The organism is Actinoplanes sp. NPDC051859, from assembly GCF_044452725.1.
Classification (GTDB): domain Bacteria; phylum Actinomycetota; class Actinomycetes; order Mycobacteriales; family Micromonosporaceae; genus Actinoplanes.
The window spans coordinates 16,521-38,320 of record NZ_JBITBX010000010.1 but is presented as its reverse complement, the minus strand read 5'-3'; the positions used below and the strand labels follow the sequence as shown (position 1 = coordinate 38,320).

Annotated in this window: 22 protein-coding genes; 13 read left to right on the top strand and 9 right to left on the bottom strand. The window is 70.1% G+C overall.

Features of this window, described 5'->3' with window-relative positions:
- Positions 1-28 precede the first annotated feature (28 nt).
- The 3 genes from ACIA1L_RS24195 to mshC all read left to right on the top strand — a co-directional run bounded on the left by ACIA1L_RS24195 (position 29) and on the right by mshC (position 2,756).
- Complete coding sequence (locus ACIA1L_RS24195; protein WP_396075170.1) at positions 29-628, top strand: DUF3090 domain-containing protein; 600 nt, start codon at positions 29-31, stop codon at positions 626-628.
- On the top strand, positions 625-1,440 hold the full coding sequence (locus ACIA1L_RS24190) for an SCO1664 family protein (protein ID WP_396075169.1): 816 nt from the start codon (positions 625-627) through the stop codon (positions 1,438-1,440). Before ACIA1L_RS24195 ends, ACIA1L_RS24190 begins: the two co-directional genes overlap by 4 nt.
- A 77-nt stretch (positions 1,441-1,517) precedes the next feature.
- On the top strand, positions 1,518-2,756 hold the full coding sequence (gene mshC / locus ACIA1L_RS24185) for a cysteine--1-D-myo-inosityl 2-amino-2-deoxy-alpha-D-glucopyranoside ligase (protein ID WP_396075168.1): 1,239 nt from the start codon (positions 1,518-1,520) through the stop codon (positions 2,754-2,756).
- A 61-nt stretch (positions 2,757-2,817) separates the two neighbouring features.
- Here the strand turns inward: mshC and ACIA1L_RS24180 are convergent, their stop codons facing one another.
- Both ACIA1L_RS24180 and ACIA1L_RS24175 read right to left on the bottom strand, forming a co-directional pair.
- A complete protein-coding gene (locus ACIA1L_RS24180) occupies positions 2,818-3,393 on the bottom strand; it encodes an RICIN domain-containing protein (protein ID WP_396075167.1) in 576 nt (191 codons plus the stop codon).
- A 120-nt stretch (positions 3,394-3,513) separates the two neighbouring features.
- Positions 3,514-4,305 (bottom strand): GntR family transcriptional regulator, encoded by a 792-nt coding sequence (locus tag ACIA1L_RS24175; protein ID WP_396075165.1) that lies wholly within the window; start codon positions 4,303-4,305, stop codon positions 3,514-3,516.
- 142 nt (positions 4,306-4,447) lie between these two features.
- Between ACIA1L_RS24175 and ACIA1L_RS24170 the strand changes: the two genes are divergently transcribed.
- Entirely contained in the window at positions 4,448-4,801 is a 354-nt protein-coding gene (locus tag ACIA1L_RS24170) for a hypothetical protein (RefSeq protein ID WP_396075164.1), read from the top strand.
- Between the two features lie 45 nt (positions 4,802-4,846).
- Here ACIA1L_RS24170 and ACIA1L_RS24165 read toward each other — a convergent pair whose 3' ends face one another.
- Positions 4,847-5,716, bottom strand: coding sequence for a PAC2 family protein (locus tag ACIA1L_RS24165; protein WP_396075163.1), 870 nt, complete (start codon positions 5,714-5,716; stop codon positions 4,847-4,849).
- A gap of 376 nt (positions 5,717-6,092) precedes the next feature.
- Here ACIA1L_RS24165 and ACIA1L_RS24160 point away from each other — a divergent pair, with 376 nt between their 5' ends.
- The 3 genes from ACIA1L_RS24160 (at position 6,093) to ACIA1L_RS24150 (ending at position 8,457) form a co-directional block, all read left to right on the top strand.
- Positions 6,093-7,109, top strand: coding sequence for a CDP-alcohol phosphatidyltransferase family protein (locus ACIA1L_RS24160; RefSeq protein ID WP_396075162.1), 1,017 nt, complete (start codon positions 6,093-6,095; stop codon positions 7,107-7,109).
- A gap of 108 nt (positions 7,110-7,217) precedes the next feature.
- Positions 7,218-7,904 (top strand): hypothetical protein, encoded by a 687-nt coding sequence (locus ACIA1L_RS24155; RefSeq protein ID WP_396075161.1) that lies wholly within the window; start codon positions 7,218-7,220, stop codon positions 7,902-7,904.
- 7 nt (positions 7,905-7,911) lie between these two features.
- Complete coding sequence (locus ACIA1L_RS24150; RefSeq protein ID WP_396075160.1) at positions 7,912-8,457, top strand: hypothetical protein; 546 nt, start codon at positions 7,912-7,914, stop codon at positions 8,455-8,457.
- Positions 8,458-8,466: 9 nt separating this feature from the next.
- Here the strand turns inward: ACIA1L_RS24150 and ACIA1L_RS24145 are convergent, their stop codons facing one another.
- Positions 8,467-9,204 (bottom strand): YqjF family protein, encoded by a 738-nt coding sequence (locus tag ACIA1L_RS24145; protein ID WP_396075159.1) that lies wholly within the window; start codon positions 9,202-9,204, stop codon positions 8,467-8,469.
- A gap of 36 nt (positions 9,205-9,240) precedes the next feature.
- Between ACIA1L_RS24145 and ACIA1L_RS24140 the strand changes: the two genes are divergently transcribed.
- Both ACIA1L_RS24140 and ACIA1L_RS24135 read left to right on the top strand, forming a co-directional pair.
- Positions 9,241-9,975, top strand: coding sequence for a neutral zinc metallopeptidase (locus ACIA1L_RS24140; protein ID WP_396075158.1), 735 nt, complete (start codon positions 9,241-9,243; stop codon positions 9,973-9,975).
- Positions 9,976-10,092: 117 nt separating this feature from the next.
- Positions 10,093-10,740: an HAD family hydrolase gene (locus ACIA1L_RS24135; protein ID WP_396075157.1), complete on the top strand. Its 648-nt coding sequence runs from the start codon at positions 10,093-10,095 to the stop codon at positions 10,738-10,740.
- 56 nt (positions 10,741-10,796) lie between these two features.
- On the opposite strand, the gene ACIA1L_RS24130 is transcribed toward ACIA1L_RS24135, so the two are convergent.
- From ACIA1L_RS24130 to ACIA1L_RS24115, 4 genes are all read right to left on the bottom strand, one after another.
- Positions 10,797-13,349, bottom strand: a complete 2,553-nt coding sequence (locus tag ACIA1L_RS24130) for an ABC transporter permease (RefSeq protein WP_396075156.1) — start codon at positions 13,347-13,349, stop codon at positions 10,797-10,799.
- The gene (locus ACIA1L_RS24125) at positions 13,349-14,107 is read right to left on the bottom strand and encodes an ABC transporter ATP-binding protein (RefSeq protein ID WP_396075155.1); all 759 of its coding nucleotides are present in this window, start codon (positions 14,105-14,107) and stop codon (positions 13,349-13,351) included. The genes ACIA1L_RS24130 and ACIA1L_RS24125 overlap by 1 nt, the downstream gene beginning before the upstream one ends.
- Positions 14,108-14,272: 165 nt before the next feature.
- Positions 14,273-14,998 carry a response regulator gene (locus ACIA1L_RS24120; RefSeq protein WP_396075154.1) on the bottom strand — a complete coding sequence of 242 codons (726 nt, stop codon included), beginning with the start codon at positions 14,996-14,998 and terminating at the stop codon, positions 14,273-14,275.
- Between the two features lie 294 nt (positions 14,999-15,292).
- On the bottom strand, positions 15,293-16,504 hold the full coding sequence (locus tag ACIA1L_RS24115) for a PD-(D/E)XK nuclease family protein (RefSeq protein WP_396075153.1): 1,212 nt from the start codon (positions 16,502-16,504) through the stop codon (positions 15,293-15,295).
- Positions 16,505-16,662: 158 nt separating this feature from the next.
- On the opposite strand from ACIA1L_RS24115, the gene ACIA1L_RS24110 reads away from it, so the two are divergent.
- The 3 genes from ACIA1L_RS24110 (at position 16,663) to ACIA1L_RS24100 (ending at position 19,347) form a co-directional block, all read left to right on the top strand.
- Complete coding sequence (locus tag ACIA1L_RS24110) at positions 16,663-17,733, top strand: site-2 protease family protein (protein WP_396075395.1); 1,071 nt, start codon at positions 16,663-16,665, stop codon at positions 17,731-17,733.
- Positions 17,734-17,747: 14 nt separating this feature from the next.
- The gene (locus ACIA1L_RS24105) at positions 17,748-18,686 is read left to right on the top strand and encodes a tRNA (adenine-N1)-methyltransferase (RefSeq protein ID WP_396075152.1); all 939 of its coding nucleotides are present in this window, start codon (positions 17,748-17,750) and stop codon (positions 18,684-18,686) included.
- A 70-nt stretch (positions 18,687-18,756) separates the two neighbouring features.
- A complete protein-coding gene (locus ACIA1L_RS24100) occupies positions 18,757-19,347 on the top strand; it encodes a hypothetical protein (RefSeq protein WP_396075151.1) in 591 nt (196 codons plus the stop codon).
- A 60-nt stretch (positions 19,348-19,407) separates the two neighbouring features.
- Here the strand turns inward: ACIA1L_RS24100 and ACIA1L_RS24095 are convergent, their stop codons facing one another.
- A complete protein-coding gene (locus ACIA1L_RS24095) occupies positions 19,408-19,701 on the bottom strand; it encodes a ferredoxin (RefSeq protein WP_396075150.1) in 294 nt (97 codons plus the stop codon).
- A 174-nt stretch (positions 19,702-19,875) separates the two neighbouring features.
- On the opposite strand from ACIA1L_RS24095, the gene arc reads away from it, so the two are divergent.
- Positions 19,876-21,657, top strand: coding sequence for a proteasome ATPase (gene arc, locus ACIA1L_RS24090; protein WP_396075149.1), 1,782 nt, complete (start codon positions 19,876-19,878; stop codon positions 21,655-21,657).
- Positions 21,658-21,800: the final 143 nt, after the last annotated feature.

The window sequence follows — 21,800 nt, the reverse complement described above, 5'->3', positions numbered from 1 at the left end:
ACGCGTGCGGGCGGATAGGGTCGATGGCATGACCCACCAGGTGCATGCCTTCGAGCCGCCGGAGCGGTTCGTCGCCGGGACGGTGGGCGAGCCCGGGGACCGGACGTTCTTCCTCCAGGCCCGCGGGGGCGGCCGAGTGGTCAGCGTGGCACTGGAGAAGGTCCAGGTGACCCTGCTCGCCGAGAAGCTCGAAGAGCTGCTCACCGAGGCCGGCCGGCGCTTCGGCGTCGAGCTGCCGGAGACCTCGCCGCTGGCGATCGCCGACAACGAGCCGCTGGATACCCCGGTCGACGAGGAGTTCCGCGTCGGCACGCTGGGCCTTGCCTTCGACGTCGACACCAGCACGGTCGTGATCGAGGCGATCGAAGCCGGGGAGGCCGACGCCGAGTCCGAGCTCGGCGGCGACGAGGACGACGACGCCCCGATCGAGGACGAGGACGACGAGGACGACGAGCCCGACGACGACCTCGACCGACTGCGGGTGCGCCTCACTCCCGAAGCGACCCGGGCGTTCATCCACCGGGCTCGGCGCGTCGTCGCCGCCGGTCGACCGCCGTGCCCGCTCTGCGGTCAGCCGCTCGACCCGGCGGGCCACCTCTGCCCCCGGCACAACGGCTATCACCGGTGACGACGGAGTCCGCATCCGTGCTCGCCGAGGAAGATGCCCTCGCGCTGCTCACTCAGGGGACTCTGGAGATCGAAGGTCGGCTGGTCGACGCCTCCAACACCACCCTGCGCGCCGAAATCACCCTCGACGGGGTGACCCGCCGCTGCGTCTACAAGCCGGTGCAGGGCGAGCGGCCGCTGTGGGACTTCCCGGACGGCACGCTCGCCGGCCGTGAGGTGTCGGCGTTTCTGGTCTCCCAAGCCACCGGCTGGGGTCTGGTGCCGCCCACGATCCTGCGCGACGGCCCGCTCGGGCCGGGTGCATGTCAGCTCTGGATCGACGAACCCGCGGACGCCGAGAGCCTCATCGGGTTCGTCCCGGCCTACGACGTGCCGACGGGCTGGTTCCCGATCGCGGCGGCCCGCGACGAGGACGGCGACGCGTACGCCCTGGCGCACGCCGACGATCCCCGCCTGGCTCGCCTCGCCCTGCTCGACGCGGTGATCAACAACGCCGACCGCAAGGGCGGCCACGTGCTCTACGCCGCCCACGGCGCTGTCCTCGGCGTTGATCACGGGGTGTCCTTCCACGTGGAGAACAAGCTACGCACGGTGCTCTGGGGCTGGACCGGTAAGCCGATCCCGGCCGAGTCCCTCGACGTGCTGCGGCGACTGGGCGACTCTCTCGACGGAAAGCTGGGCGAGAGCCTCGAGGAGCACCTGACGATCTCCGAGGTGCAGCACGCTCGGCTGCGCGTACGGCGCCTCGTCCGGGCCGGTTCCTTCCCGAAGCCCCCGCAGGAATGGCCAGCCGTGCCGTGGCCGCCGATCTGACCGCCGCTTGAGAGGACCGTTGAGTCTTTACTCACGCCTCTGCGGAAGTGCCGGTGGGGCTCGATAGGCTTTTGACCATGGACGCTTGGACCGGGCACGACGTGCCGACCCTGCCGGGAAAATCCGCTCCGCCGGCCCTGTTCGACTCCGCCCGCCGCGAGATCGCCCGCACCACGGCGGGACCGACGGCGTCGATGTACGTCTGCGGCATCACGCCGTACGACGCGACTCACCTGGGCCACGCCGCCACGATGATCACCTTCGATCTGGTGCAGCGGCTGTGGCGCGACGCCGGGATCGACGTGCGCTACGTGCAGAACGTCACCGACATCGACGACCCGCTGCTCGAGCGGGCCACCCGGGACGGCGAGGACTGGGTTGTCCTGGCGATGCGCGAGACCGCCCTGTTCCGTGAGGACATGGAGGCGCTGCGGATCATCCCGCCGGCCCACTATGTCGGTGCAGTGGAGTCCATTCCTCGGATCGCCGCGCATGTCCGGGAGCTCGTGGCGGCCGGCGCGGCGTACCAGCTCGGTGATGGCACCGGCGACGTCTATTTCGCCATCGAGGCGGCCCCGGCCTTCGGCTACGAATCCCACCTGTCCCGCGAAGACATGCTCCGGCTGTCCGCCGAGCGCGGCGGCGACCCCGAACGCCCCGGCAAGCGCGACCCGCTCGACCCGCTGCTCTGGCGCGGCGCCCGCGACGGCGAACCGGCCTGGGACGGCGGCGACCTCGGCCCCGGCCGGCCCGGCTGGCACATCGAGTGCGCGACCATCGCCCTCGGCCTGCTCGGCTCCACGATCGACGTCCAGGGCGGCGGCAACGACCTGCTGTACCCGCACCACGAATGCTCCGCGGCGCACGCCGAGCGGCTCACCGGCGAGGCGCCCTTCGCGGCCCACTACGTGCACGCCGGCATGATCGGCCTCGACGGCGAGAAGATGTCCAAGTCCAAGGGCAACCTGGTCTTCGTCTCCCGGCTCCGCGGCGACGGCGTGGACCCCATGGCTGTCCGACTCGGCCTGATGACGGGCCACTACCGCAGCGACCGGCAGTGGACCGACGACGTCCTCAAGGCGGGCGAGCAGCGCCTGGCCCGCTGGCGCGAAGCGGCCGTGGCCCCGACCGGACCTTCGGGCGACGGCCTCCTGGCCGCGCTCCGCGAGGCCCTCGGCAACGACCTCGACACCCCGGCCGCGCTCGCCTTGGTCGACGCGTGGGCAGAGTCTGCCCTGGCCGGCGGCGGCACCGACCCGGCTGCCCCCGCCCTGATGGCGCAGGCCGTCGACGCCTTGCTGGGCATCCGGCTCTGAGCCGAACCCGGTCACCGCGGTATCCGGGCGGCGATACCCACCTCCCGGATACGCGCGATCACTAGCCGACGGGGTACTGCACCCACAGGTTGATTCCGGGGCTGTCGCAGTTGTACTGCAGCAGGGTGTTCCCGGTGACGTGGCGCGCATCTTTCACAGTGATGCACCGGCTGCTGTTCACGTTCTTGATCCGGAAGACCTTGTCGCTGGTGTACTGCCTTCCGCCGATGGTCATCGTGAAGGTGTTGCCGGCAGCCCAGACCGGCTCGTAGATCCAGCGTTCGTTGGGCCCGTCATTGCAGGCGTACTGGATGATCGCCGCGCTGTCGCTGTGGGACGCGCCCTTCACCGTCAGGCACTTGCTGCCGTGCCGGTTGAAGGTCCAGTACGACAAGCGGTCTCGCTTCTCGTTGTACCACTGCTGGTTGGTGCCACCGTGACACGTGGAGATCGTCATCGTAGTGCCGTTACTGGTGGACATCGGGTTGTCCATGCAGAGCGGCACGCCGCCCGGCAGGGTCGCGAGGAGGTACGGGCCGTACCGTTCGCCGACGGCGAAGGCCGGCGCCTGCGTGAACAGCGCGATCGCGCCGACCACGACGACGGCGATGATGCTCTGGAAGAAGCGTCGCTGCATCAGGTGAACCCTTTCGACGGCAGGGTTCACCACCCGGGCTGCTTCCCGGCCGGACCCCCGATCTCGTCGATCATTCCGCAGGCGCTGGACCCCTGCTGTCCCCTGTGGACATATCCGGCGTCAGGCCAGGCTGAGACCGGGGTCGGGATCCGGTTCGGGCACCGGGGCGGGGATCCGGTATTCCTCGGTCAGCGTCGTCATCGGTCCGGGCCAGGTCGCCTGGGCGACTTCGATCGGCTTGCGGGTCTCGTCGAAGGCGACGTGCACGAGGTGCAGCACGGGCGTGTCGGGCCGGATCTGCAGGATCTCCGCTTCTTCGCGGCTCGGCTGTCGGGCGCTGATCGTGTCCGTCGCCGAGGCGTAGCGGCGGCCGATGGCCTCTTCGGCTTCCTGGTAGAGCGGGCGCCCGAAGGCCTCGACGCGTTCCAGTGAGGTGCCGGTGGCGTCGGTGACGCGAAACCAGGATGCGCCGACCTCGACCGTGGCGTCGTCGGCGCGGACGAGGTGCCGGCGGACCAGCATTTCGGTGCCGTCGCGGACGCCGAATGCGTCGGCGACCTCGGGTGGTGCGGCCTCGCGGCCGACTCGGGTGAGCTGCTGGCGATAGCGGGCGGCGAGGTCGGCGTGGTAGCCGCGGTGGGCGCCATACCGGCCGCGGGAGAGCCGGTTGAGCCGGCGCCGGGTGCCGCGGACGTACGTGCCGGAGCCCGGCTTGGTGATCAGGACGCCTTCGACGCGCAACTGGTCGACCGTGCGTTGGACGGTCTGCTTGGCAACGCCGAACATCTCCGCCATCGCCGGGATCGAGGGCAGACGTTCGCCGGGCTGCCAGTCGCCCCGCCGGATGCGTTCTTTCAGCTGGGCGGCGATCTGCCGATGCGGGAACTCGGCAGCGCCGGGGTTGATCGTCATGCTCCGACCTCCAGACCCTAGGTTCCTAGGATGCCCTACGCGGTGTACGCAGAACGACTGCGACACGCCGCCGAATGGGAAGGAAGAACGGAGGAGTACACCGCCATCACCGGAGAAAAGAGGTCACCTAGGCTGTCTCGCCATGGAGGCTCTGCGGTTGATCCTGCGCTATGCGCATCTCATCGGCTTCGCGCTGCTGCTTGGCGGTGCGATTGTCCAATTCGTCTCGGCCAAGCTGCGGATCAACCCGGCGATGCTGTGGGGCGCGGTCATTCAGGTGCTGACCGGCCTGGCGCTGTCCGCACCCCTGCGGGGTGGGGGAGACGCCGAGCCCAGTCCGGCCAAGCTGGCCGTGAAGCTGGTCATTGCGGTGCTGATCTTTGTCATGGTGTTCGTGCCATGGCGGCGCAAGCGCGAGGACGTGAACCGCGGGCACTTCATCGGCATCATCGCCATGACCTTGATCAACGTGGCCGTCGCGACTTTCTGGCGCTGATGCGAGTGGCGGCCCCGCGACAATGCGGGGCCGCCACAGTCACGTTCACCAGGAGCCGGCCGTGGGTCCGGCCGAGCCGCCGCGTCGCCGCAGGTATTTCTCGAACTCGCTCGCGATCTCATCGCCGGTCAGCGGCTTGATGCCCTCGTCGCCGACGCGTTCCTCGAGTTCGCGGACGTACTCGCCGAGTTCGGCGTCCTGCTCCGCCGCTGCGCGCACGCGCTTCTCCCACTCATCCGCCTCTTCGGCCAGGTCGGCCAGCGGGACCGGCAGGTCCAGGACGTCCTCGAGCCGACTGAGCAGCGACAGCGTCGCCTTGGGGCAGGGCGGGTTGTTCGCGTAGTGCGGGACATGCACCCAGAACGACAGAGCGTCGACCTGAGCGCGCCCCGCGGCCTCCTGGAGGACGCCGACGATGCCGGTGGGGCCGTCGTAGCGGGTCGGGACGACCTTGTACTTCTCGGCGACTGCCTTCTCCGTCGCGGTGCCGCTGATCGGCAACGGCCGGGTGTAGGGCACGTCCGCGAGGAGGGCGCCCAGCAGCACGATTCGGTCGACCTCGAGGCTGTGGCAGACCTCGAGGATCTGCTCGCAGAAGGTGCGCCATTTCATGCTCGGTTCGATGCCCCGGATGAGCACGACGTCACGGTCAGTGCCGGGCGGGCTGGCCACGCTGAACCGGGTGGTGGGCCATTCGATCTTGCGGGTCTCACCCTCGGCCATGGTGATGGTCGGCCTGCTGACCTGGAAGTCGTAAAACTCTTCCGGGTCGATGGTGGTGATCTCTCGCGCCTGCCACACCTGCTCGAGGTGCTCCACCGCGGCCGTCGATGCGTCGGCGGCGTCGTTCCACCCTTCGAAGGCGGCGATCGCCACGGGGGAGCGCAGCAGGGGGAGGCCGTCGAACTCTGTCACGATGCCAACCTTTCGTACCTCAGTACCCAGAGCCTACGTGCCGTCACCGAATCCCACTCGGCGGCCGCGCCGGGTCACCGGTCGATGCGCCGCAGCCCCTCCTCGGCCAGCTGCCATCAAGGGTGATCTTTGCCACTGCGGGACCCAGGTAACCTGGTCCGTTCAGTGGTCGTCCGGGGCTTGCCCTGCCTGATCGGCGGCGGTGGCAGCGCCCCTCTGCCAGCTATCGACCGGGCGTGCACGCCGGACCCGCCACATGGTGGAGCTTCCCGCCGTTTGTCCAGCTTTCCGGGCTGAGACTGCGCTAGAGGACGCTCTCCGGTAATGTCCGCGCGTCTCAGTATTCATGTATTCATCACCACGGTGGAGTTGTGGCATGGCACAACGGTTCACGCTTGACGAGATCCGCACCCGTACTTATAAGGATCGCGACGCGTGGTGGACCGTGTGGCTGGTCGACCCGTTGGCCTCGCGGCTGGTGTGGCTCGTCGCCCCGGTGCGCTGGATCACGCCCAACCTGCTCACCATGGGCGCCTTCGTCCTCGGGCTGGTCTCAGCCGTCTGTTTCGCCCTCGGTGATTATTCGTGGTTGGTCGCCGGCGCGCTGATCTTCCATTTCAGCTTCGTGCTGGACTGCATGGACGGCAAGATCGCCCGGCTCAAGGGCACGGGCTCGGTCTTCGGCTCCTGGCTCGACTACGTCTTCGACCGCCTTCGGGTGGTCGTCTGCGGCGTCGCCCTCATGTACGGCCAGTACGCGCAGACCGACGACGTGCGCTTCCTCTGGATGGCCGGCGTGGTCATCTTCCTCGACGGCTTCCGTTACCTGAACGCCCTGCAGATGGGCAAGGTCAAGAACGACATGCGCCGCCGCCTCGAGGCTGCGCACGGCGAGGGCTCGGGCCGCCCGATGTTCGTCGAAGAGACCGGCGTCGAACACCCGGCAGGCGCGCTGAGCGAGACCGGCACGGCCACCGACAGCTCCGGTCAGGAGCGGCCTGTGGTCGACGTGTACGGCGATTTCCGCACGAAGTTCAGCGCCTTCGTCCGGCTGCGCAACCTGCTGGTCCGGCAGCGGATCCGCGCACACCTGTTCAGCGGCATCGAGTTCCAGATGTTCATCTTCATCATCGGACCCGTGACCGGGCAGATCATCGCCGTGACCGTCGTCTCGGCGGCCCTGCTCACCGCGTTCGAGCTGCTGCTCATCTACAAGTTGTGGACCGCGACCCGCGCGTACAGCCGGGAGATGGCGAAGATCGGCGTGACCTCGGAGGCGCAGGCCGAGGCGGTCGCGGCCGCAGCCGGCGTTGAGCCGATCGAGCAGGTGGACGACCCCGAGCAGCTCAGCACCGACACCGTCGCCCTCCCCACGATTACCGCCCGGCACTGATCGCCCGGCACTGATCGCGGCTTGGCCGTCCGGCACTGATCGCGGCGCGGCCGCCTGGCCCTGCTCTGCCAGGGACAGTGTGGGCGGAGCGTGGCAAGCTGTCCGGCCATGGAGGCTCTGGCGATCGCCGGCGGCGCGGCGTTGTGCATGGGCGCCGTGGTTGCTCTGGTGGCCGTGGCACTGGCCGCCGGGCGGCGCCGGGAGCGGGACCGCCGCCAGGCGCTGGACCTCTGGGCGGCAGCCCGGGGCTGGACAGTGGTGGTCAAGCCGGCGGTCGACTGGGGCTCGCGCCTGCCCGGCCGGAACCGGCGGGGGGTGACCCTCGCGCTGACCGGGCCGTTGTGGGGCCGCCGCGCCAGCGTCGCCGACTACTCGTACACCGAGGTCACGTCGACCGGCGGGGCGGACGGCACGAAGACGACGACGCACCACTTCACGGTCCTGGTGGTGCATCTGGACCGGCCATCGCCCTTGCTGGGGGTGGCACCACGCGGGACCTTGGACAGGTGGGGTCGGGCGTTGTTCGGGGCGGGCGCGACGCTGGGGCACGAGGAGTTCGACCGGGCGTTTCGGGTGGTCGGCGACCCGGGCGCTTCGCCGTACCCGTTGAGTCCCGCCCTGCTGGCCGCCCACGTGGCCGGCGCCGCGCCGTCCTGGACGGTGTCCGGCACCGATCTGGTGACCTGCACGCCGGGGCGGCTCAAGGACCCGCAGACGATTCCTTACCTGCTCGGCTCGCTCTACCGGGTAGCGGATCTGCTGACCGGCCGTGCGCCGGTCGCGGGGCCGACATAATCGGACTGTGCGAGATCATCCGCTGGAGGTCGGGGAGGACGCGACCACCTTCTTCCAGCCCCGGGCCATGGTCTTCGTGACGATGCTGTGGGTGCTGACCCTGGGCTGGCTGGCCTGCGGTGTGCTCGTCCTGCTGGTGGCCTATCTCGTCGGGGTACGCCCCACCGTCGATGACCTCATCCTGGCGCTGGAGAGCTTGCTGATCGGCCCGGCGGTGGCTTCCGGAGCCATCATCCTCATTGCCTGGCGCCGGCTCGGCTGGCTGAAGAGCTCGGTGCGGGGCATCGAGTTCGGCGCCACGGGTCGGCGGGGCGTGCATTTGCCGTGGCGGGCGGTGGCATCGGTGGGCCTGCGCCGCTGGGGGCCGTTCACCGAGCTTGTGATCACCCCGACCGCTCCCGGCGAGGTGACCGAGCTGCCCGGCCCGGGGCGGCGGCCGCGGATCCTGCGCCGCGATGCGGGTTCCGCGTACCTGGTGGACGTGGGTTTGATGTCACCGGGGCCGGAGACCTTGCTGGCCGAGCTGCACCGCCGGATCCCGAGCCGGGTGTGAGGGGTTCGACTAGCGCGCGGCGACGCTGGGAGCGCCGAAGGTGACCGGCACGCCGGGGGAGTAGAGGACGCTGTCGGGTGGGCCGGACAGCTGCGGCAGGCCGGCGGCGCGCAGGAGGCCGTCGTTCACTTCCAGTGCCTCAGCCCGGTGCAGCGGCCAGCGTGGGTGTTCGTTTGGCAGGTGCACCGTACGGCTCCAGGCCCGCGTGTGCAGCCCCCAGCGGGCCGTCAGGAAATGCTCCAGCGGGGTGGGCTCGCCCAGCGCTGCGCCGACGCGCACGGAGAACGCCGTGGCTGCTCCGCGCGGTCCCGGCCAGCGGCGCCTGCTGGCGTACCGAAGAATGCCTGACTCTTTGACCAGCGACATGCGTGACCACTTGTACGGCAGCCGCAGCAGCCCCTGCGCGGTCAGCACCGGCACCAACCGTTCGGCGTCCAGCGACAGGAACACCACCGCCCGCCGGCCCCGGTCGTCGACGCTGTAGAGCCGGACGTTCGTCTCGAGGAACGTGCCCAGGTAGGGCAGGCCCGGTCCGCGCAGCAGTCCGAGTCCGACCATGCGGAAGCCGATGAGCCCGACGTAGGTGAGCCCGTCGAGCGTGTCCGGCACGGTGCCGCGCGGCAGGAACGGCGTGACGGTTTCCGGCGGGACGGCCCAGTGCAGGAAGGCCAGGTCTTCCCACCGTTGGACCAGCCAGGGGCGCCGCACCGGCCGCGACGTCTCGGGAGTGACGTCCTCGATCCGCATCTGCCCATCATGGCGTGGGCGCGCCATGATGGGGGCATGCCGGTGCCGCGTCAGCGACTCGTCGTTCCCGCCCTCTGCGTTTCCGTGTTGGTGGCGCTCGGCTGTGTGGCTGCGCCGCAGGCGCCGTCCGGGCAGCCGCAACGTCCCGCCCCGACCGCCACCGCGGCCGGGGAGCAACCCGACACCGACGTCGACGGTACGGACACCGTCGAGGAGTTCCAGGCCGACGTCGAGGCCGCCCGGGTGATCGCCGAAGCGTACTGGTCCGAGAAGTTCGACGCGTCCGGGCTGGCGTTCCAGCCGGTTGCCGAGCTGATCCCGTACGTGCGGGAAGGCCAGGTGGCGTGCGGCGGGCAGGGTTTGGGCCTGAACAACGCGGCGTACTGCTCGGCCGGGGATTTCATCGCCTACGACGCGCGGTGGGCGTTCGGGGCGTTCCGGCAGATCGGCGACGCGTTCATCTTCTACCTGCTCGGCCACGAGTACGCGCACGCCATCCAACGCCGGTTGCGCATTCAGCAGCAGTTCACCATCGAGCAGGAGTTGCAGGCCGACTGCATGGCGGGTGCCTACCTGGGCGACATGGAGAAGGCCGGCCGGCTGCGGCTGGCGGCTGGCGACCTGGAGGAGTTGGCCGCCGGGCTCGAAGCGGTGGGTGACGATCCCGGTCAGCCCTGGTTCGCCGAGGGCGCCCACGGTACGGCAAAACAGCGCACCCGCGCGTTCAGCAACGGCTACAGCCAGTCCCTGGAGCTCTGCAACCTGTTCTGATCGGCTGTCGGGGCGATCACATCAGGCCGCGCCGGGGCGGGTCAGCGGGCGACAATGGCTCGTCCGTCGACCCAGCGACGCGGGAGGCCCGCCCTGACATCCTCATCTCCGGCAGCAGTGTTGTTCGACATGGACGGCACCCTGGTCGACAGCGAGAAGGTCTGGGCCGTCGCCTTGCGCGAGCTGGCTGTGCACGCGGGCGGCGAGCTCAGCGAGACCGCCCGGCTCGCCATGATCGGCGGGAGCATGGCTGTCTCGATGCAGCTGCTGCGCGACGACCTGGGCCAGCCTGACCGGGACGAGGCCGCGGACGTGGCCTGGTTGCAGCACCGCGTGGCGGAGCTTTTCGCGGCCGGTCTGGTGTGGCGGCCGGGGGCGATGGAGCTGCTCCGGGCGGTCCGGGCGGCCGGGCTGCGCACCGCGCTGGTCACCTCCACCGGCCGCCGCCTCGTCGAGCTCGCCCTCGACACGTTGGGCCGGGAGAATTTCGACGTGGTGGTCTGCGGCGATGAGGTTTCCGCCCCGAAACCGGACCCTGCGCCGTACCTGACCGCCGCCCGGCTCCTCGGGGTGCCCGTCGGCGCCTGCGTCGCGATCGAGGACTCGCCGACCGGCATGGCCAGCGCGGTCGCTGCCGGCGCGGTGGTGCTCGCTGTGCCCGCCGAGCTGGAGTTGCCGCCGACCGACGGTGTCCACCTGCGTGACACTCTCGTCGGCGTCGACGCGGCCTATCTTGCCGGCCTGCTCGCCCGCATCCCTGGTTGAGCCGCCGACAGCCGACGCCCGCCCCGTCACGATCGACGGAACGGGCGTCGGTGCGGTCAGTCGTGGGCGATGGCGCCCAGGACATTGAGGCGGGCGGCGCGGATCGCGGGGAGGACCGCGGCGATCACCCCGACCAAGGCGGCCAGGACCAGATAGGTGCCCATGCGGCCCCAGGGCAGGACCAGTTCGGTGATGCCGTCGCTCTCCAACGCCCGGGTGACCGCCGCGCCCATGCCGGCGCCGACTGTCACGCCCAGCAGGGCACCGAACACGGAGATCACCACCGCTTCGACCGTGACCATCCGCATGGTCTGGGCGCGGCCGAGGCCGACGGCGCGCAGCAGGCCCAGTTCGCGGGTGCGTTCCAGGACCGACAGGGCCAGGGTGTTGATGACCCCGAGGACGGCGATGAGGATGGCTAGCGCCAACAGGATCTGGATCATCGTGATGAGCATGTCGAAGGTGGCGGCCTGCTGGTTGACGAACGCCGCCGCGTCCGTTGCCGCTACCTCCGGACTGTCCGCCACCAGCGCCTTGATCTGCGGCAGGACCGCCGCGACGGGCACGCCGTCAGCGAGCCGGACGGCGCCGAGGACCGGCTGCGGAATGCCGAAGTCCTTGGTGGCCGCCGCCGGCAACATGATGGTTCCCGGCAGCGCCTCCTTCTCGTACGTCGCAGCGACGGTGTAGGTGCGCGGTTCGCCACGGGACGTCTGCACGCTGACCCGCGAGCCGACCGCCCAGCCCCGCTCGGTGGCTTCCGCCGCGCTGACGGCGATCTGGTCGTCGGTCAATGTCGTCAGCGTGCCCCCGGCGGCACTGGCCCCGTACGTCTGGGCGAGGGCGGCCAGGTCATCGGTGGCGTTCACGTACGCTTTGGCGCCGTCGATGAGGACCTGGTCGCTCCACAGGCCGGCGGCTGCCCGTACCCCGGGGATCTGTGCGGCCTTGCCCACGACGGCCGGGTCGAACGTCGGTGGGCGGGGGCCGTTCTGGTCGCCGCTGATGATGATTTCGGCCTTGAGCACCCGGGCCGCCTCCGCTTTGAGGCTGCTCTTCGCCGAGTCCATCACCACGGTCACGCCGGTGATGAGCGCGATGCCGACCATGAGCGCGGCGGCGGTGATGGCCGTCCGGCGCGGGTTGCGGCCCGAGTTGAGCCGGCCGAGCCGGCCCGGCAGCGACCAGGAGAACAGGCGCCCGAGCAACCCCACGACCGGGCGGCTGATCAGCGGTGTGAGCAGCGCGATTCCCACGAAGGACAGCAGGACGCCGCCGAGGATCAGCCACAGTTCGTTGCCGGCTTCGCCGAAGAGGCCGAGTCCGAGCGCCGCGGCGCCCAGGGCGGTGACCACCCCGCCGGCGGTGCTGAGTTTGGTGAGCGGACGGTCCGGCGTGGCGACGTCCTGCATCGCCGCGATCGGCGCGATCCGGGCCGCGCGCAGGGCCGGCAGGACCGCGGCGACAACGGTCACCACCACGCCGACCACAAACGAGCTGATGATGGCCGCTGCGGGCACCCCGACCGGGGCGAGTTCCAGCCCGCCACCACCGGCGAAGCTGCTGAACAGGTAGGCGAGCCCGGCGCCGACCCCGACTCCGGCGGCCAGGCCGAGCACCGCCGCCACGAACCCGATCGCCACGGCCTCGACCAGCACGGACGTGATCACCTGCCGGCGGTTTGCACCCAATGCCCGCATCAGCGCCAGTTCGCGGGTGCGCTGCGCGACGATGATCGAGAAGGTGTTGAGGATCAGGAAGACGCCGACGAACAGCGCGACGCCCGCGAAGCCCAGCAGGATCTGCCCGAAGAATGCGAGCCCTTCCTGCAGCGAGGCGGCGTTCTCCTCAGCGAGCTGGTCTCCGGTCTTGACCACATAGCCGGTGCCGAGGGCGGCGCCAAGCCGGTCTCGCAGCGCCTCCGGCGTCACGTCGTCGGCGGCCTCGACGCGCACCGAGCTGTAAACCCCGGTGCTGCCCAGCATGAGCTGCTGAGCCACGGGCTCGGTGAAGGCGACCTCCTGGACCCCGCCGAGGCTGTCCCGGTCGCCGCTGTAGCCGAAGATGCCGACGAGCGTGAACTGCTTCTTGGGCTCCAGGGTCAACACGCCCACCTGGTCGCCGACCGTGAGGCCGGCGGACGTCGCCACGGTCGCGTTGACCGCGATCTCGCCGGCGGCAGTCGGGCCTCGGCCCTCGCGCAACCGGAGGAGCTCGTCCTCGCCGGTCCAGGCAACACCCATCCGCGGCGGCCCCGCGGAGGTCAGCACCTTGCCGTCGCTGCCGATCACCCGGGCGCCGTCCGCCTCGACAAGACCGACAGCCGCCCGTACGCCGGCCACGGTCTTGATTTTGTCCACGGTGTTCGCGGGCAGCGGTGCGGCTACCTGCTCGCCGTCGAACTCGGCGACCTCCACCTTGGGTTGGGCGACGACCCGGACGTCCGTGGTGGAATAGGCGCTGGCGAACACCGCGTCGAACGACCGGCTCAGCGTGTCGGTGACCACGAAGGCGCCGGCCACGAACATGACGCCCAGGACCACGGCCAAGCCGGACAAGATGAGCCGCAGCTTGCGCGCCAGCAGGCTCTTGAGGGTGGCGCGCAACATCAGAGCATCACCGGTTCGGCGGGGGTGTCCAGCCGCTTCATCGTGTCGAGCACCCGCTCCGCGGTCGGGTCGGTCAACCCGCCCGCGATCTGCCCGTCGGCGAGGAACACGACCCGGTCCGCGTAGCTCGCCGCGACCGGGTCGTGCGTGACCATCACGATGGTCTGCCCGTGCTCGCGCACGCTGGCCCGCAAGAACGACAGCACTTCGGCACCCGAGCGCGAGTCCAGGTTGCCCGTCGGCTCGTCGGCGAAGATCACATCGGGCCGCCCCACCAGCGCCCGCGCGCACGCGACCCGCTGCTGCTGACCACCGGACAGCTGACTGGGTCGGTGCGACAGCCGGTCCGCCAACCCGACCGTCTCGATGACGGTGTCCCACCACTGCGGATCAGGCTTGCGCCCGGCGATGTCGAGCGGCAGCCGAATGTTCTCCTGCGCGCTCAGCGTCGGCAGCAGGTTGAACTGCTGGAAAATGAACCCGATCCGATCGCGTCGCAGCCGGGTCAGCGCCTTGTCACCCAGCTTGCTGATCTCGGTCCCGCCGACGTGCACCGTCCCGCGGTCGACCGTGTCCAAGCCGGCCAGGCAGTGCATGAGCGTCGACTTCCCGCTGCCGGACGGCCCCATGATCGCCGTGAACTGCCCGCTGGCGAACTCCGCGCTCACCCCGCGCAGCGCGACGACCTGCGCCTCGCCCGAGCCGTAGACCTTCCACACCGCGTCGGCTCGTGCCGCCGCCGGATTCGTCGATGTCACTGTTCCCCCTGGATCGCGCCGGATGAGCGGCGACGGTGGACCGGCCGGGCAGTGCGCCCGACCGGCCACGTCAGTCTGCTGGCGGGGAACTGCCGAAGCGTCCGCCTGCGGGCGGAGAGCGACGCGGAGATTGCGGTGCGGGTCGCCACCCAGGTCAGCTCAGGGTTACCCCTGAGGACGGACCACCCCTTTTTCGTACGCCCACACGACAGCCTGCACGCGGTCACGCAGCCGCAGCTTCGTGAGCACGTGGCCGACGTGGGTCTTGACTGTCGTCTCACTCACCAGCAACGCCCGCGCGATCTCGGCATTCGAGTGCCCCTTGGCGACGTGCACCAGGACTTCGCGTTCCCGTTCGGTCAGCGTCTCCCACTCGGACCTGTCCCCGGCCGTCACTTCCGCCGCCGGTATCAGCTCCGCCATCCGGGTCAGCAGCCGGTCCAGAATCCGCGGGGCAACCACCGCACCGCCGGCCGCCACTGTGCGTACGGCAGCGATCAGTTCCTCGGGCGGCAGGTCTTTGCACAGGTAGCCAGACGCGCCGGCCGCCACCGCCGCCAGCACGTGCTCGTCGGCGTCGTCGCTGGTCAGCACCAGCGCCCGCACCGGCAGCTCGGACTCGACGATCCGGCGCACGACGGCCAGCCCGTCGAGCCGGGGCAGGCGCAGGTCCATCACGACGACATCGGGCAACAGCCGGCGGGCCAGGTCCACAGCCTCGGCGCCGTCCCCGGCCTCCCCGGCGACGGAAATGTCGTCCGCGGCTGCCAGCACCGTGCGCAACCCGGCCCGCAGCATCGGCTGCTCATCAGCGAGCAGCACCCGGACCACTCGCCGGGCGGTCCCGCTCACCCCAGCACCCGCCGTCACGCCCGCCTCCAGCTCGCCCATTTCGGCGCTCACCCTAAGCGATCGGCCCCCGTCATCGACCTCGAGCACCCACCAATGCCGTCCGGGCACCTGCCGCCGCCTCCCGAGGGCCCTGCCGACCTGAGCAGCTCGGGCTGGCTGCTTCCGCCGCGAGTCGCCGTCAAGCCGTCAAGGCGGGCGGGCCGTCGAGCAGGCAGGGCGTCTGGGCGGGAGAGGCGTGAGGCCGGCAGGGGCGTAGGTGGGCGGGGCTTCTGGGCGGGGGGCGTCTGGGTGGGCGGGGCGTGAGGCCGGCAGGGGCGTGAGGCCGGCAGGGCGTCAGGGCAGCCGCGGTGCCGGCATGGACACCTCTGCCTGCGGTGACAGCTCTTCATCGCGGGGTGACGGGTAGGGCGGTGGGGTGCCGCCGAATTCGGGGCAGACGCGTTGGTGGTGGCACCAACCACAGAGGCGGCTCGGTTTGGGGCGGAAGTCGCGGTCTTGCTTGGCGCGTTCGATGGCGTGGGACAGGGCCACCAGTGTGCGTTCGAAGCGTGCCAGCTCCTCGGCGTCGGGGCTGTAGTCGCAGACCTCGGCATCCTTCAGGTAGAGCAGCCGCAGCACCCGGGGGACGACACCTCGGGTGCGCCACAGCACGAGGGCGTAGAACTTGAGCTGGAACAGGGCCCGGCCTTCGAACGCCTCGCGCGGCGCGCCGCCGGTCTTGTAGTCCACCACCCGCAGGTCGCCGGCGGGCGAGACGTCGAGCCGGTCGATGTAGCCGCGGATCAGCAGCTCGTCGTCGACCAGCGTCGAGACCAGGCTTTCCCGTTCGGCCGGCTCGAGGCGCTGCGGGTCCTCGACGGCGAAGTAGCCGTCGAGCAGGTCGGCCGTGCTCGCCAGGAACGCCGCCAGTCGATCGGCGGCGACCGGCTCGGGCATGCCGGGGAACGTCTCGGCGTGCGCCCCCTGCACTGCCGTGTTCGGGTTGCCGACCGTCTTTGCGGCCGTCGGGCTCGCACCCGGGTCGGCCGGCAGCAGGGTCGCTGGGTCCGTGCCGGCCGATGATGCGGGCGGCGATGGCCGGGTTGTCGAAGGAGGGGGGCCGCGATGTGCGCCGGAAGTGCTGGCTGGGTCGGCGAGGGCGGTCGGGTCGGCGGCCAGGGGGTGCTCGGCGATGGAGACCGGCACGATCCCGTCGTCGTCGGCGGCGAACAGTGCGGCCAGCTCCGGCTCTTCGGCCACCAGGCGGTCCCACTGCGGCGCGACCAAGGCGGCTGCGGCAGCCGGGGTGCGGTCCGGGGCGGGGAGGTCGAAGAGGCGTTCGAGCACCGCGTGCACGAGCGTGCCGCGGGCCTGGTCGCGGGAGGGCTGCTCGGGCAGCCGGTCGATGGTGCGGAACCGGAACAGCAGCGGGCAGGTTTTGAAGTCGGCGGCGCGAGACGGCGACAGTGACGGCCCTGGATGCCGCTGCGGCTCGGCGGTCGACTGCTCGGGGCCGGTCGGAGGCGCGCCGGGTGCGGCGCGATGAGGGACCGTTTCTGCCGTCATGGGGTTAAGGCTAGGGGAGGGGTACGACGAAACCCGGCAGCCGGGTGCTCTCAGGCGCGATCCGTAGCATCGACGCCGTGGACGACACAGGGCAGGTTCGGGGTGGCGGCTGGCTGATCGGGCGGGTGTCCGGCATCCCGGTCTTCGTCAATGCTTCGATGCTGCTGTTGGCCGTGCTGGTCACCTACGTGTACGGCGGTTTCGCGCAGCGCCAGCTCGGTATCGCGCCGCCGCTCGCGTACGCGGTGGGCCTCGGTTTCGTGGTGTGTCTGTTGGGCTCGGTCCTGCTGCATGAGCTCGGGCACGCCTTGACCGCGCGCCGGTTCAAGATCGGTGTGCGGGGGATCACGCTGGAGCTGCTCGGCGGCTACACGGAGCTGGATCGGGAGGCCCCGGCGCCGCGGGTCGACGCGCTGGTGGCCCTGGCGGGGCCGGCCGTGTCGCTGATCCTGGGTGGGCTTGCCACGGTCGCTGCCGTGACGCTTCCCGACCGTACGGTAGCGGGGGAAATCGCCTTTCAGCTCGCCGCCAGCAACATTCTGGTGGCGGTCTTCAACGTGCTTCCCGGCCTGCCCTTGGACGGCGGGCGGGCGCTGCGGGCCGGGCTGTGGGCTTTGCTGCGCGACCGGAACCGGGCCACTGAGGTGGCTGCCTGGGCGGGCCGCGGCCTCGCGCTGGTGACGGGCTGCGCGGTGGTCCTGTTGTTCCAGTCGCGCGTGTTGACGCTGTTCGGGCTGGTGTTCATCCTGCTGGTCGCCGTGACGCTGTGGCGCGGGGCAGGACAGTCGCTTCGGCTCGCACGGATGACGCGGCGGTTTCCTCTGATCGATCTAGCCGTGCTGGCCCGGCCGCTGGTCGCCGTACCCTCGGGCACGTCGATTGCGGAGGCACAACGCCGCGCTCATGCGGCCGGCCCGACCCGCGCGGGGCTTGCTGTTGCCGATGCGAGCGGTCGGATCGTTGCCCTGGTGGACGGGACCGCGGCGGCGGCCGTGCCGGTGGAGCGGCAGCCGTGGGTGAGTGTCGACGCGGTGGCGCGGGACGTGTCGGCGCTGCCGGCGTTGCGGGTGGGGTTGGCCGGCGAAGAGGTGGTCCGGGTCGTGCAGGCCCACCCGGGTGCGGGGTACCTGGTGACCTCAGGCGAGGATGTCGTCGGCGTTTTGCACGTCGCGGACCTGGTGGAGCTGCTGGAGCCGCGGCGGGTCCAGCGCCGCACCGCAGCGAGGTAACGAGAGAGGGATCTGTGACTGTTCAGGAAGAAGCCGCCGCCGTGCCTGCCCATCGGGGGCCGTTCCGCCCGGGCGACCGCGTGCAGCTCACGGATCCCAAGAACCGCATGCACACCATCCTGCTCGAGCCGGGCAAAGAGTTCCACACGCACCGCGGCGCGCTCGCGCACGACGCGCTGATCGGCCTGCCGGACGGCAGCGTCGTCACGTCGACCGGGGGCACGGCGTATTTGGCGTTGCGTCCGCTGCTGTCCGACTACGTGCTGTCGATGCCGCGCGGGGCGCAGGTCATCTACCCGAAGGACGCCGCGCAGATCGTCGCCATGGGCGACGTTTTCCCCGGCGCGAAGGTGCTGGAGGCGGGCGTCGGGTCGGGCGCGCTCACCTGCTCACTGCTGCGGGCCGTCGGGGAGCACGGTGAGCTGCATTCGTACGAGCTGCGGGAGGACTTCGCCGCGATCGCCCGCAAGAACGTGGAATCGTTCTTCCGCGGACCGCACCCGGCCTGGCACTTGCACACGGGCGATGTCGCCGGTGCCGCCGAGACCGGTTTCGACCGCATCATCCTGGACATGCTGACCCCGTGGGAAGCCCTCGACATGGTCGAGAAGGCGCTTGTGCCAGGCGGCGTCTTCATCGGGTACGTGGCGACCACCCCGCAGCTTTCCGAGCTCGTCGAGGCGTTGCGCGAGCGCGGTGGCTGGACCGAGCCGCGGGCGTGGGAGTCGCTGGTCCGGGACTGGCACGCCGACGGCCTGGCCGTGCGGCCGGACCACCGGATGATCGCGCACACGGCGTTCCTGGTGTCGGCCCGCAAGCTGGCGCCGGGTGTCACGGCTCCGCCACGGCGGCGCAAGCCCAGCAAGGGCGCCGAGGCGTACGCGGCGCGCAAGGCGGCTCGGGAGGCTCTGCACGCCCAGCAGGCGGAGACGTCGGACGATACCGGGGTGTGACGACGTGGCGCCCATCCGGTAGTTTCCGTCGCGGGTTCGATGGGTCATGGGGAGGGAACGGGTGGGCGCGATGAGTTCTCCGCCGTTCGGGGGCAGCAACGAGATGCCGGCGGTCTTCCCGGACTGGTCGCCGTACGAGGATCTCGACTCGGCCGCCCGCGCCTACCTGCGCGACCCGGAGGTGGCGCTGGACGCCCTCTTCGGCGTGCTGCGGGGAGCGTCGGTGCTGTGTTTCACGCTGGAGCGCTTCGTGAACGAAGTGAACGGCGTGTGGCAGGAGGTCGTGATCTGCGACGGCAGCCGCCTGGTGCTCTGGCACGGCGAGGACGTGGCGCCCGGCGACGGCCCCGTCGGCTCGATGACGTCATCGCTGCGGGTGGTGCCGTTGTCGACGGTGACCGAGGTCGGCTGCCGGCGTCGGCTGACTCGGACCTCGACGGGGCAGGCGCGGGTCGACAGCATCGACGTCTACCTGCTGCTCAGCTCGGTGGATGACGCGGTGCCCCCGCCGGGCATGGCCGAGGAGGAGGGTCGAGCGGCGCTGCGGCACGACGCGTTGCGCTTCGGGAAGACCCTCGATGACGGCGGTCCGGGGCAAATCGCCCGCTTGGAGGAGTTCTCCCGGATTGTCGCATCTTTGGTCGGCCGTCCCACACTGTGACAATTTCCACCCGGTGAATCCGGGCTGTACGGGCCTCGAAGAAGGCCGGTACACCCGTGATCAGTCCGCGTCTGGGCCGGCCACTTCGACGCCATCCGAGGCGCGCACCACGTGGATGCAGTCGCCCGGGCACTCCTTGGCGGAGTCGATCACTTCGAGGAACAGCCGGGTCGGCACCGCGGTGCGCGCCCCCGGATCCTGCAGCAGCTCACCGCCGCTGTCCTTGACGTATGCGAGCCCGTCGACGTCGAATTCGAAGACCTCGGGGGCGTACTGCACGCAGAGCCCATCGCCGGTGCAGAGGTCCTGATCTACCCAGACCTCGAGTTCGTCAGTTCCGGTCGGTGCAGACACCGAATACCTCCCACGTTTCGCCCGCTCCGACCGTACCTGAAGGGTCTGACCGGCTGGTGCCCAGACCTCGCCCAAACGATCAAGGTTCAGTGACGAGGGTGTTGCATATCTCGTAATCCGCGCCACAACCGCTAGTGTTGTCTCAAGACGTTCGAGCCCCCGGGGAGGTGGGACGTGGCACGTAGCGACGAGGCGGATTCACGCGCCGCACGTTGGGAGAAAGAGGCCAACGATCTCTCCAGCCAGGTCGCGTTCCTACAAGAGGAACTCGCACTGGTACGGCGCAAGTTGACCGAAAGCCCCCGACACGTCCGGCAGCTCGAGGAGCGGCTCGCGGCGACGCAGGCGCAGCTGGCCCGGCTGACCGAGAACAACGACAGGCTTGTGGCGACCCTCAAGGAAGCCCGGGCTCAGATCGTCACTCTCAAGGAAGAGATTGACCGGCTCGCCCAGCCGCCGAGCGGCTACGGCGTTTTCCTGGCCGCCCACGAAGACGGCACCGTCGATGTCTTCACCGGCGGACGCAAGTTGCGGGTCGCCGTGTCCCCGAGCCTCGAGGTCGAGGAGCTCAACCGGGGACAGGAAGTCCTGCTCAACGACGCGCTCAACGTCGTGGACGCCTTCGGGTACGAGCGGGTCGGCGAGGTTGTCCTGCTCAAGGAGGTCCTGGCCGGTCCCGGCGGCGAGCGCGGCGACCGCGCCCTGGTCGTCTCGCACTCCGACGAGGAACGGATCGTCCATCTGGCCGATTCGCTCGAGATCGCGAAGCTGCGGGCCGGCGACTCGCTCATGATCGAACCGCGCTCGGCCTATGCGTACGAGCGCATTCCGAAGAGCGAGGTCGAGGAGCTGGTCCTCGAGGAAGTGCCCGATGTCGACTACACCGACATCGGCGGTCTGCACTCGCAGATCGAGCAGATCCGCGACGCGGTGGAGCTGCCCTTCCTGCACGCCGACCTGTTCCGGGAGCACCAGCTGCGCCCGCCGAAGGGCATCCTGCTCTACGGCCCGCCCGGCTGTGGCAAGACCCTGATCGCCAAGGCGGTCGCCAACTCGCTGGCGAAGAAGATCGCCGAGCGGCGCGGCGAGGAGAAGCACACCAGCTACTTCCTCAACATCAAGGGCCCGGAGCTGCTCAACAAGTACGTGGGTGAGACTGAGCGGCACATTCGCCTGGTCTTCCAGCGGGCGCGGGAGAAGGCCGGCGAAGGCACACCGGTCATCGTGTTCTTCGACGAGATGGACTCGATCTTCCGGACTCGTGGCTCCGGCGTCTCCTCTGACGTCGAGAACACCATCGTTCCGCAGCTGCTCAGCGAGATCGACGGTGTCGAGGGCCTCGAGAACGTCATCGTCATCGGCGCCTCCAACCGGGAAGACATGATCGACCCGGCGATCCTGCGGCCCGGTCGGCTCGACGTGAAGATCAAGATCGAGCGTCCGGACGCGGAAGCGGCCAAGGACATCTTCGCCAAGTACATCCTGCCGGGCCTGCCGCTCAGCTCCGAGGACCTGGCCGAGCACGGCGGCGACGCCGACGTGACGGTCGCGGCCATGATCGAAGCGGTCGTCCTGAGGATGTACACGGAGTCCGAAGAGAACCGCTTCCTGGAGGTCACCTACGCCAACGGTGACAAGGAAGTCCTGTACTTCAAGGACTTCAACTCCGGCGCGATGATCCAGAACATCGTGGACCGCGGCAAGAAGATGGCGATCAAGGAGTTCCTCACCTCCGGCAAGAAGGGGCTGCGGCTGCAGCACCTGCTCGACAGCTGCGTCGACGAGTTCCGCGAGAACGAGGACCTGCCCAACACCACCAACCCCGACGACTGGGCCCGGATCTCCGGCAAGAAGGGCGAGCGGATCGTCTACATCCGTACGCTCGTCTCCGGCGGCAAGGGCGCCGAGGCCGGCCGCTCCATCGAGACGGCCAGCAATACCGGTCAATACCTGTAACGCACGCGACGAAACGCGGGCGGGGGCCATCCTCCGCCCGCGTTTTCACATTTCATTTCCTTCGCAATCCTCGCTCTCCGTGGTGCCGACGGTCAGCTCTCGTCCTGCTCGGCGGCCCGTTAACCCCCACTTGTGACAAAAGT